Origin of the sequence: Agromyces sp. NPDC057679, from assembly GCF_042799635.1 — a bacterium.
In the GTDB taxonomy this organism is placed as follows: domain Bacteria; phylum Actinomycetota; class Actinomycetes; order Actinomycetales; family Microbacteriaceae; genus Agromyces.
This window is the reverse complement of record NZ_JBHVIK010000002.1, coordinates 481,967-493,811: the sequence shown is the minus strand read 5'-3', so window position 1 is coordinate 493,811 and position 11,845 is coordinate 481,967. Positions and strand designations below refer to the sequence as shown.

Genomic DNA, 11,845 nt, shown 5'->3' with positions numbered 1-11,845 from the left:
TCCAGCAGCGGATGGCGTACCCCGCGGAGCGGCGGCGTGCGAGGCTTCGCGAGTGCCGGCGGCGGGTCGACTGCGCGCTGATGTGCGCGCCCAGGGCCGACGAGAATGCGCCGACCGTCGTCCATTCTACGGGAGGGACCCTGCGCGAGGGGCGAGCTCCGGGAGGGTGCGGGCTCGGGACGACGCTCGGGGCACGGTCGACGCGATCAGCGCACGAGCGAGCTCAACCAGATGATGAGCAGCCCGAGGCTCGACGTGATCACGGCGCTCAGCAGGCGCAGGTACCACGGGCTGCCGCGGCGGGCCGAGGCCGCGTACCCGAGCACCGCGAGCACCGCGACGCCGACCCAGAGAGCCGCGTAGTAGGCCACGTACTCGTCGAGCACCCCGACGACGGCGAGCAGGAGGAAGGTCAGCGGCAGCACCATCGAGGCGATGAGCCCGGTCGTGTGGCTCATCGACCGGCGGGCCGCGACGACGACGGCGCGGAGTCGCGGTTCACGGTCGCCCTCGCGTGCGAGGATGCCCGAGTACACGTGCGCGAGCCAGAAGACGCCGACCGAGCCGAGCACGAAGAGCAGCACCTCGAGGTCGGTGTCGTCGTTCCAGCCGACGGCGATGACGGCGCTCACGAGCACCGTGCCGTGGATCGCGTGCTCGGTGCGGAAGGTCGACAGGACCCGCTGAACCGGCGTGCGGATGGTGCTCATCGCGGCTCCCCTCGGCCAGACGAACGGGGTCGGTGCTCGGATCGGACTCTACTCGCGACTCGACGTGCCCGCGGAGCCTAGGTCGAGGAGCGCGAAGGCACTCGGAGCCGCTGCACGGCCGCCGCCTCGAGCAGGTCGCCGATCGCGCGATGGACGGCGACGCGACGGGCGCCGCGGAGGCCCTCGTGCAGGGCGTCCCGCTCGAGGCCATGGGTGAAGCGGAACCGCATGCCGAGGCTCCCGTCGCGCTGTGCCGTCGGCTCCACCTCCGCCAGCAGGCCGGTCTGCTCGGCGAGGCGCATGAGCTCGCGCGCGACCGCATCGGGGTCGGGCACGACCTCGACCCGCGACCCGTTCGCGAACGCCGCGAGGCCGGCGACGACCTCGTCGACGCCGAACTCGATGCCGGCGGCTGCGGCGATCGTGAGGAGCTCCCGGTCGGCCGGGTCGAGGCGGGCGACCGTCCCGGCGATGACCCGGCGCGCCTCCACGGGGATCTCGACCCGGTCGACGGGCACCGCGGTGTGCAGCACGCCGGCGCCGTCGGGCATCAGGCCGTCGGCGACCAGCCGGTCGATGAGCGCGGTGACGAAGAGCGCGTTGCCCTCGGTCCGTGCGAGCACCTCGTCGACCAACCCGGTCGACGGCACTCCGGCGGGGACCCGAGCCGCGAGGAGCAGCGCGACGGCCGCAGCGTCGAGCGGCGCGAGCTCGAGGAGCTCGCAGCGCCGAAGCGCGCTGAGCGCCCCGACGACCTCGCCGAGCCGGTGGACTCGACCCCGCTCGCCGTCGGGGCGGTAGCTCGCCAGCACCAGGAGCCTGGCACTCGTCGGTCGCTGCGCGAGGTGTGCGAGGAGTTCGAGGCTCGCAGGATCGCCCGCATGGACGTCCTCGACGACGAGGAGCACCGGTGCGACGGCCGACATCGCATCGAGTGCGTCCGCGGCCTCGCGCAGCATGCGCGCCGGCGACGGTTCGGCCGCGCGGAGGCGGAGCTCCGCGACCGCGTCGGAGCGCACGAGCCCCGGCAGCAGCAGCAGCCAGTTCGGCGCGGTCTCCCAGAGGATCTCGCGGAACCGCGCTCCGTTCGGCCCGTGGCAGACGGCCGCGAACGCGTCGAGGAAGGGCAGGTACGGCTCGCCGCCGACGCCGTCGACGCAGCGCCCCTCGCCGAGGGCGAAGTGCGCGCCCGCACGGAGCCGGCCCAGGAAGCCGTGGACGAGCGCGGACTTGCCGGAGCCGGCCTCCCCCGCCACGAATCCGAACACGCGGGTTCCGGTGCACGCCCGCGCCCACCACTCCGCGAGCTCGGCGAGTTCGCGCTCGCGCCCGACGGGCTGCATCGACGGATCGTCGAGGTGATGCGGCGCGGTCGCGACCGGCGTGATGATGCGGTAGCCGCGCCGATGCAGCGTCGCGATGCACCTCGCATCCTGCGGGTGCTCGCCGAGCGCGCGGCGCAGTTCGGCCACGCAGACCGCGAGGGACTCATCGCCGGTCGAGCCGTCCCAGACCCCGTCGACGAGGTCGGCCTTCGTCACGAGCTCCCCGTCCCGCGCGAGCAGCATCGCGAGCACCGCGGCCGTCTTCGGCCTGAGCCGCTGCTCGACGCCGCCGCTCACCAGGAGCCCCGTCGACGGTTCGAACCGGTGTCCGCCGAAGTAGTAGCTCGTCGGCGCGGCGAACGAGATCGAACCACCCGGTCGTGCAGCCATGCGTCATCCGTTCTTCCGACCGAACCCCGCTACGCCGCGCGTCGACGACGCTGCTTGAAGGGTAGTTGAAGGATTCCTTCAGGACACGCCTCCAGTTGTGGGGTCGAGTAGTCATTGGCCCGTCGCGTCACCCGCGCAGGGCCGACGGCGGTTGACGACGGAGGACGGCGATGTCTGCGAAGCGTGCAACGGTGAAGACGGCGGCGGCGATCGCCGTCCTGGGCCTCCTGGCGACCGGGGCGTTCGCCGCCACGGGGGGACTCGGCGGGGGCGCCCGCCCGGGTGAACCGCTCGCCCGCGAACCGATGCTCACGCCGGACGACCTCGGCGACGGCTCGTTCGACGGGCTGCAGTACGCCGACCCCGCCGAGGGGCTCTCGCTCATCGACGCGCCCGAGGCATCCAACGACGGCAGCGCGCAGCTGTCGTACCCGCTGATCGTGCCGCAGGGGCGCGGGATGACCCCGGAGCTCTCGCTCGACTACACCTCGGCGACCGAGTCGAGCTGGGCCGGCCTCGGCTGGGACCTCGGCGTCGGTACCGTCGAGGTCGACACGAGCTACGGCGTGCCGTACTTCGACCCCGCGAAGGAGTCGGAGTCGTACTCGCTCGACGGGGCGATGCTCGTGCCGAACGCGCTCGGCGACGCCTGGCAGGACCGCATCGCCGACCGGCAGGACTTCACCCGGCAGGTCGAGACCGAGTACGAGCAGATCATCCGCCACGGCGACAGCCCGAAGAACTACTGGTGGGAGGTCCGCGACAAGATGGGCGGCATCCGCTGGTACGGCGCGAAGCCCGATGCCGGCGGCCCGATGGGCGGCCCGCTCGGGGTCACCCGCGGCTTCGTCGAGCCGGGGCCGAACGTCGGCGCGCTCGACCCCGAGTCGATCGTGAAGGACGACGACGGCAACATCGTCAAGTGGCTGCTCTCGGCGCAGCGCGACGTCGGCGTCAACATGTTCCGCTACGACTACGACACGCTGCGATACCGGTACGACGCCTCGGTCGACGGCGGCTGGGTTCCGGATGCCTCGTGCGACGACGACGGCGACACCCTGTGCGCCCGCCACACCTACCTGCGGAGCATCTTCTACACCGAGGCCGCCGAGGCCTCCGACGAGAACCACCCCGTCGAGGGCTACCACGAGCAGCCGCCCTACGAGATCCGCTTCGTCCGGCAGACCGAGCACGTCGACCCCGCGTCGGAGACGGGCGAGCACTACCGCCTGCGCGCCGATTCGACGCTCGACGGCACCGGCCGCTACCTCGACCTGCTCGCCGAGCGGCTGGCGAGCGTCGAGGTCTGGTACGGCGAACTCGAGGTCGACGGCGGGCGCGTCTACGACCAGCTCGCGACGCGCTACGACCTCGGCTACGAGACCGGGCCGTTCGGCAAGACGCTGCTGTCGACGGTGACGCAGGGCGCCGGCACGTCGGCCGCGGTCAGCCACACCTTCGAGTACTTCAACGACGTGCAGTACTCGAACGCCGGATACACCGGGTTCGCGACCGACCCGACCTGGAGCACGGGTGAGACCGGTGCGAACGACGACATGGGCGACCGCGCGTTCCTCGACGAGAACGTGACGGCCGGTGCCCTCGGCGGCGCCGAGTCGAACTCGGCCGAGGGCCACGCGTACATCGGCTTCAACCCCGCCATTCCGCAGAAGGTCGGCTCGTTCGGCGCATCGATCCAGATCGGCGGCGGCCAGACCGACGGCATCGAGGAGTTCATCGACCTCAACGGCGACGGCCTGCCCGACAAGGTCTTCAAGGAGGACGGGCAGGCGACCTCGTCGACCGTGTCGTACCGGCTCAACCTCGGCGGGCCCCGCGGCCAGCAGGAGTTCAGCGATCCGGTGGCGCTCACGACGCTCTCCGGCAAAGGGCTCTCGCGCGACCACGAGTTCCAGCTGCAGGTCGCCGTCGAATCGCACATCGTCGTGACCGCCTCGTTCGGCGTCGGCGGCGCGGTCGCGTGGGGCGACGTCTACTTCACCGACGTCAACGCCGACGGTCTGCCCGACCTCGTGCACGAGGGATCGGTCTACTTCAATCGCCTGACGAACGGGGTGCCGACCTTCGAGGCCGGTAGCACGGGCACGCCGGTGCCGCTGGCGACGGGCGGGCCGGCGCCCCAGGTCGACAGCGCCGAACTCGACGCCCTGCAGCAGCGGCTGCAGGCGGCTTCGCCGCCGATCGACACGGTCCGGCGCTGGATCGCCCCGTTCGACGGCACCGTCTCGATCGAGGGCTCCGCGGTGCTCGACTCCCCCGAGGCCGCGACGAGCGACGACGGCGTTCGCGTGGCGATCCAGCTGAACGAGGCGAGCGAGATCCCGGAGACCCTCGTCGCGGACGACCCGGCCACCCCCGACGACGAGTCGGTCGCGTTCGATGCGCCGACCGAGCTCGTGGTGCAGGCGGGCGACCGCGTCTACTTCCGGGTCGGCTCGATCGACGACGGCGCGCACGACGAGGTGGCGTGGTCGCCGACCGTCACCTACACCGGGATCGGCGGCGACGCGGTCGTCGACGAGGGCTCGGTCGACCCGGTGCCCGACGGCACGACCGAGGTGCCGCTCGACGTCAACGGCCTCTCGCAGACGATCTACTCGATCGCCGACGACTTCACGCTCGCCGGCCGCCCGAACACCCGGGTCGTGATGCCCTACGACGGCACCGTGCGCTTCACCGCGACGGTCGTGAAGTCGAGGGTGACGAGCGACGAGCTGACGCTCGTCGTCGACCGCACCGACGCCGACCCCGAGACGGTGCTCCCCGTGGCGATCCCCGATGCGGTCGGCACGCCCGACGGCGGCGGCGCCGACATCACGATCACCGACGGCGTGATCCCCGCCGACTTCGTCGGCACCATCGCGTTCGCCGCGGAGGTCGTGGTGTCGGGTCCGGTCGCGGCCGACCCCGACGTCGCCGGCGACCAGCCGGAGACCGACACTGTGCACGCGCACCTCGGCGTCGACTCGTCGATCGACCTCACCGCGATCTCGTGGAACCCGGCGATCCACTACACCGCGGCGACGGACGAGAACGGCGACCCGATCGAGGTGCAGCAGGAGATCGACGGGGTGCTCACCGACACGAAGCGCGTCGAGCTCGCGCCCGAGATCGAGCAGTACCCGAACCGCTCGACCGCCGAGGCGCTCGTGCCGTGGACGGCCGACGACACGGAGGACTACGGCGAGCTCCGGATCGAGCACGCCACGCTGTCGCCGATCGCCGACGAGCTGCCGAACCGCGACGTCGTGCTGAGCATCAAGAGCCGGGACGGCCTCGTCTGGAAGAAGCAGCTGACGCTCGGCGCCTCGGTCGACCAGACCACGGTCGACCTCACCGACCCGACCGCGACACCGCCCGACCAGACGTTCGAACTCGTCGACGGCGAGGAGTACTGGTTCGAGCTCAGCGTGCGCGAGCCGGCGCTCGCCGACGCGCTCTCGGCCGACGAGTTCTCGGTGACACTGCGCACCGACGAGGTCGTCCCCGAGGAGGTGACTCCGCCGGTCGTCCGCACCTGGACCGGCTGGCAGGGCATCTTCCCGCTCGCGTATCGGGGCTGGGGCGTCGCCGGCTATACAGCGAGCGGCGAGACGGCGACCACCCCCATCGACGAGGACGCGTTCGTGATCGACGAGGCGGCCGCCCAGTCTGCCGAGCCCGCCGACGGATTCGAGGACCTCTGCACCGGCCCGGTGACCGAGTGCGAGGCGGAGCCCGACATCGACCCGTCCTACGCGTTCCTGCCGCTCCTCGACCCCGACGCGCTCGGCGCCGAGTCCAAGGCGCTCGACGCTCCGCAGTGGCGGGGCACGCGCGACAACCTCGCGGCCTCGGCGGAGCGGATGCGCTCGTCGCGCCTGTCGAGCGACACGGTCTCGCTCGGCATCGACGAAGGCGGGTCGAGCAGCGGCGTGACCCGCATCTCGGTCACCGGCCCGAGCCTCTCGCTCGCCTTCGGCTTCGGCCCGTTCGGCGGATCGGTCGGCGTCGGCCCGAGCTGGAGCCTCGTCGACTACGAGGACCTCAACGGCGACGGCTACCCCGACGTCATCACCCCCGGCAACGTGCAGTACACGAGCCAGCGCGGGATCTTCCACAAGACCGTCGACGACCCGGGTCCGAGGAAGGGACTGGTCAACCAGGACTTCACGGTGAACGCGTCCGGCGGCCTCGACGCCGGCCTCGTCGACATCGCCGCGAACAACAAGGGCAAGACGAACACCACGCAGGGCAATGCGGCCTCCAAGGGCGGCAAGGCCGCCGACAGCGATCCCGGCCTCGGCGCCGGCTTCGGCATCAGCATCGGGGGCGGGTTCGACACCTCGTTCACCAACCCGAACGAGTCCGGCCCCTCCGGCGGGCCGCTCTCGGCCGACTACGGACCGCCCGACGCGATGTCCGACATCCCGACGAGCGGCGGCGACGGGGCGCAGATGTCGCAGGAGCTCGCCGACGTCAACGGCGACGGCCTGCCCGACGTGGTGTACACGAACCCCAGCGGCGTCTTCGTGCGCTACAACCTGGGCTACTCGTTCGCCGAGGCGGAGCTGCCGCTCGCCACGGGCGGGTTCAACACCCAGGAGTCGATCGGCGGGCACGCCTCGGCGGGCTTCGCCACTCCCTGGGGCGAGTTCTCGGGCGGCCTCTCGTTCAACTGGAACTACGACATGGCGCGGTTCGCCTGGGTCGACGTGAACGGCGACGGCATCCCCGATCGCCTGCACAAGCCGTCGGCCGGCGAGCAGCCCACCGTCGAGTTCGGCACCGGTTCGGGCCTCGCCCCCGCGGTCGACTTCGGCGACTTCGCCAGGGCCGCGGGCGTCGGCGTCGCCGACCTCGGCGCCGCGCCGCAGGTGTCGTACGACCGCTCGCAGGGCATGGGCGGGGGCGTCGACTTCACCGTCTACGCGGGGCCGCTGTGCCTCGTCGCCTGCTACCTCGTCATCAACCCCGGCGCCTCGTACCAGAACTCGGTGAGCTTCTCGGAGGTCACGCTCGAGGACATCGACGGCGACGGCTTCGTCGACTCGCTCGCCTCGACCGACGACCACGAGGTGCGCGTGCAGCGCAACACGACGGGCCGCACCAACCTGCTCTCGTCGTTCACGAACCCGCTCGGCGGCACCGTCGACCTCGACTACGAGCGCTACGGCAACACCGTCGAGCACCCCGGCTCGGCCTGGGCGCTCAGCCGCGTCGCCGTCGACGACGGGCGGCCGGGCGACGGCGCGGATGTCTCGACCTCGACGTTCTCGTACGACGAGCTGCGGTTCGACCGACTGTTCCGCCAGTCGCTCGGCTTCGGCAAGGTCACCGAAGACGAACTCGACGAGCAGGGCGTCGCGAAGCGCACCACCGAGACCGAGTACCTCAACGACGACGTGTTCGTGGCCGGCCTGCAGACCTCGATGACCGTCAGCGACGCGGTGAGCGACAAGAGGCTGCGAGCCGCGACGCTCGACTGGGGCATCCGCGACGTGCAGGGCGTGGCGGCCGGGTTCGACCCGCTCGCCGAGGCCGAGCTCGTCGACGTCGACACGGCGATCCCCGCACTGACCGGCACCGACTCGCTCACCTGGTCGTACGCGCCCCTCGTGGTCGACAGCGAGGAGCGCTACTTCGCCGCCGACGGCACGACGGTCGGCAACGAGACCAGCACGAGCTTCAGCTACGACGGCCTCGGCAACGTGCTCGAGCAGCTCGACGAGGGCGAGCTCGAGACCGACGGCGACGACGTGCGCACCGTCATCGACTACGCCGACTGCCGTATCTCGGCCTCCGAGGTCGAGCTCGACGACCAGGGCGACTACGACGCCGGACTCGGCTGCTTCGGCGACACCCCGTACTACCCGATGCCGAGCGACGAGCAGGCCTCGCCGATCTTCTCCCCCGACGTCTGCCCGACCTGGGTGAGCGTGCCGGCGGTCATCACCGTGACCGACGCGAACGGCGACGTCCTGCGGCAGCGCGACGGTCGCGACGCCGTCTGCGACAACCAGTCGGTCACCCATCTCGAGGAACGCATCAGCGACGACGAGACCGCGATCACCGAGCTGCAGTACGACTCGTGGGGCAGTTACAACCGGATCGTCTACCCCGAGGGCGAGGGCGGCGTGCGCTACGCCGTGGAGTACGTGTACGACACGAACGTCGGCCACGCGAACATCGCCCAGGTGAGCGAGTACGACTTCGACAGCCAGGACGAGGTGGACGTCTTCCTCGACTACGAGGCCGACACCGATCCGGTGCCGCTGCGCACCGGCCTCACCTCGACCGCGACATTCGACTGGCGGTCGGGCAAGGTCGCGAGCCGCACCGACGCGAACGACAACACGACCTCGTACGCCTACGACGACCTCGCGCGGCTCGCCTCGATCGGCAACCCGCTGCAGGCGGATGCCGTGACGTTCGAGTACCACCCCGACGCGGCGGGCTACGGCTACGCGATCGCACGGCACGCCGACGTGTTCAACGACGACCCGATCGAGACGGTGCAGTTCGCCGACGGCATCGGGCGCATCACGCAGCAGAAGCGCGACGCCAGGGTCGTCGACGCCCAGGGCGTGCCGGCCGACGGCCGCGTCGTGAGCGGCGCCGTCGTCTACGACGTCTTCGGCCACGAGGTCGAGACGTACCGGCCGACGTTCGACACGGTCGCCCAGACCGCCTACGCGACCGCCACGTCGCCCGCGTCGACGAAGACGGTGCGCGAGTTCAACCTGCTCGACCAGGAGACCCGGCAGACGGAACCGGGCGCACGCACGACGACCACGGCGTACGGCTTCGGCCAGGCCCAGGTCGCCGGCCACGCGGCATCCGTGATGAAGGCCGCGAGCACCGACCCGCGGGGCCGGGTGACGACGACGTTCACCGACATCAGCGGCAACGAGGTGCGGATGGACGACCAGCCGCTCGACCCGGTCACCCCGAACCCGACCGACCTGCTCGCCCCCAAGACCGCGACGTACGAGTACGACCCGCTCGGCCAGCTGCTGCGGGTCGTCGACATCGCCGGCGACGAGACCACCCATACCTACGACGGCGTCGGCAACAAGCTCAGCACCGACACCCCCGACGGCGGCCTCGTCGAGACGTGGTACGACACCGAGGGCAAGGTGATCAAGGAGGTCTCGGGGACGCTCCGCGAGGAGGAGGTCGAGACCACCTACCACTACGAGCTGCAGAACCTCGTGAAGATCGTCTACCCCGAGGACACCCCCGACGTGACCTACACGTACGGCACCGCGGGAGCGCCCGACAACGGCGCCGGGCGCATCGTGCAGATCGACGACGCCGCGCGAGTGGTCACGCTGGGCTACGACGCGCTCGGCAACACCACGAGCCAGCTCAGTGAGATCAAGCTGCACAACTGGGTGCCGGGCGACTCACGGTTCCAGTGGACGACCGAATGGGTCTACGACGGCCTGAGCCGAGTCACGACGATGACCTACCCCGACGGCGAGGTGCTGACCTACGACTACGACGCCGGCGGTCTCACGAAGTCGGTCGTGGGCGACGAGCCGGGCCTCAAGCGGGTGCCCGTGCTCGACGCGAACGGCGATCCCGTGCTCGACGCCGACGGCAACCCGACGTTCACCGACGAGCCGACGACGTGGCACTACGACTACGTGAACGACCGCCGCTACGACGAGTTCCTCGTGCCCGCCGCGATCGACTACGGCAACGGTGCGACGACGACGTGGAGCTACGACGACGAGACGCGATGGCTCGAGAACGTGCGCACCGTCTCGGCGAACCGCCCGCTCAAGGGCAACCCGGCGCAGTACACCGAGGTGCAGGACCAGAGCTACACCTACGACAAGGTCGGCAACCCGAAGACCGCGACGAACAACGTGCCGGCGACCGTGTCGAACCTGTTCGGCAGCCCCGTGTCGATGACGTACGACTACGACCCGTACGACCGGCTCGTGCACGCCGCCGGCACCGCGAAGGTGTGGAAGAACACCCGCACCTTCGCCTTCGACCTCGGCTTCGACGGCGACGGCAACGTCGTGACGAAGTCGCAGGTCGACAAGCTCGGCAGCAAGGTGCAGTCCGACACCTCGTACTCGTTCAACCGCACCTACTCGGCCGACGGCCCGCACCAGGTGAGCACGCAGGGTCAGGACACGTTCCACTACGACGCCGACGGCGAGCTCATCCAGATCGTGAGCGGCACCGGCAAGAAGGCGAAGATCGCCCGCGAGATCACCTGGGACTGGGCCGGGCGCATGGTGCTCGTCGATGAGTACGGCCAGACCACCGAGTACGCCTACGACGATGAGGGCCGCAGGGTCATCGAGCGCGGCCCGAACGGCGAGTCGGCGTTCATCAACCCGTGGGTCACGGTGCGCAACGGCAACGAGCTCATGAAGCAGATCTGGGTCGACGACGAGCTGATCGCCCAGCAGCGGGACCCAGGCGACGACCCGTACTCGCCCGAGGGCCAGCGGTACTTCGTGCACAAGGACCTGCAAGGCAGCACCAACGTCGTCACCGACGCGACGGGGCAGACGTTCCAGCACCAGGAGTACTTCCCGACCGGAGAGGTGTGGATCGACGAGCACTCGACGGTGTACCGCACGCCGTACCAGTACGCGGGCGCCTACACCGACGAGCGGCGCAGCCTCATGGACTTCGGCGAGCGCTGGTACGACGCGAGGCGCGAGATGTTCCTGACGGTCGATCCGGCCCTCAGCGACCCGTTCAGCCTCGTCGGTTCGCCCGAGTTGCAGGCCTCGTACGCCTACGCGGGGTCGAACGCGATCAGGTACGACGATCCGAGCGGCGCCCTGTTCACGATCGCGAAGGCCAACGACATCGTGCGGGCGGCGTGGGACAAGAGCGACGCGGCGGCGAAGATGTCGGGATTCGCGGGGCTCGGTCCGCTGGGCCAGGCGATGGATGCCGGCAAGGCGAACCACCTCCCGAAGGCGTTCGTGCGGCTCGGCGTCGGCATGGACCGGGATGCCGCGAAGAAGTGGCAGGACACGGCCGAGATCGGCGAGCCGAACCCGCTCATCGACATCGACCCGGCGGAGGGCACGGTGAAGCTCGGCGCCCCGTACGGCAAGCGGGCGAAGTTCGGCGGCGACACGGCCGCGACGACGGCCGCCTCGCCGGGCGGCGGCGCCAACGCGACCTCGGGCGGCACCCCCTCGGTCAACAGCAGCCAGCCCTCGAACGCCTCGGCCACGTCCGGCGGCGCCGGCGGTACGGCGAAGGCGGCGCCCAAACCGCTGCCGACCCCGCCCACCAAGGCGCAGTCGGGCGGCCAGACGAAGAAGCCGCTGCCGACCCCGCCGTCGAAGAGCGGCACGCAGCCGGCGGGGACGAACTCGACGGGGAGCTGAGGCCGGGAGCACACCTCTGCGCCGGACGACCCGGCGTGCGGTC

The 11,845-nt window shown here is 70.9% G+C and carries 3 protein-coding genes; 1 reads left to right on the top strand and 2 read right to left on the bottom strand.

Annotation, left to right across the window (positions count from 1 at the left end; genetic code table 11):
* Positions 1-206 precede the first annotated feature (206 nt).
* Positions 207-710, bottom strand: a complete 504-nt coding sequence (locus ACFVAJ_RS09185; RefSeq protein ID WP_376943340.1) for a hypothetical protein — start codon at positions 708-710, stop codon at positions 207-209.
* A 77-nt stretch (positions 711-787) separates the two neighbouring features.
* Complete coding sequence (locus ACFVAJ_RS09180; RefSeq protein WP_376943338.1) at positions 788-2,425, bottom strand: AAA family ATPase; 1,638 nt, start codon at positions 2,423-2,425, stop codon at positions 788-790.
* A gap of 170 nt (positions 2,426-2,595) precedes the next feature.
* On the opposite strand from ACFVAJ_RS09180, the gene ACFVAJ_RS09175 reads away from it, so the two are divergent.
* Positions 2,596-11,802, top strand: coding sequence for a SpvB/TcaC N-terminal domain-containing protein (locus ACFVAJ_RS09175; RefSeq protein WP_376943336.1), 9,207 nt, complete (start codon positions 2,596-2,598; stop codon positions 11,800-11,802).
* Positions 11,803-11,845 lie beyond the last annotated feature (43 nt).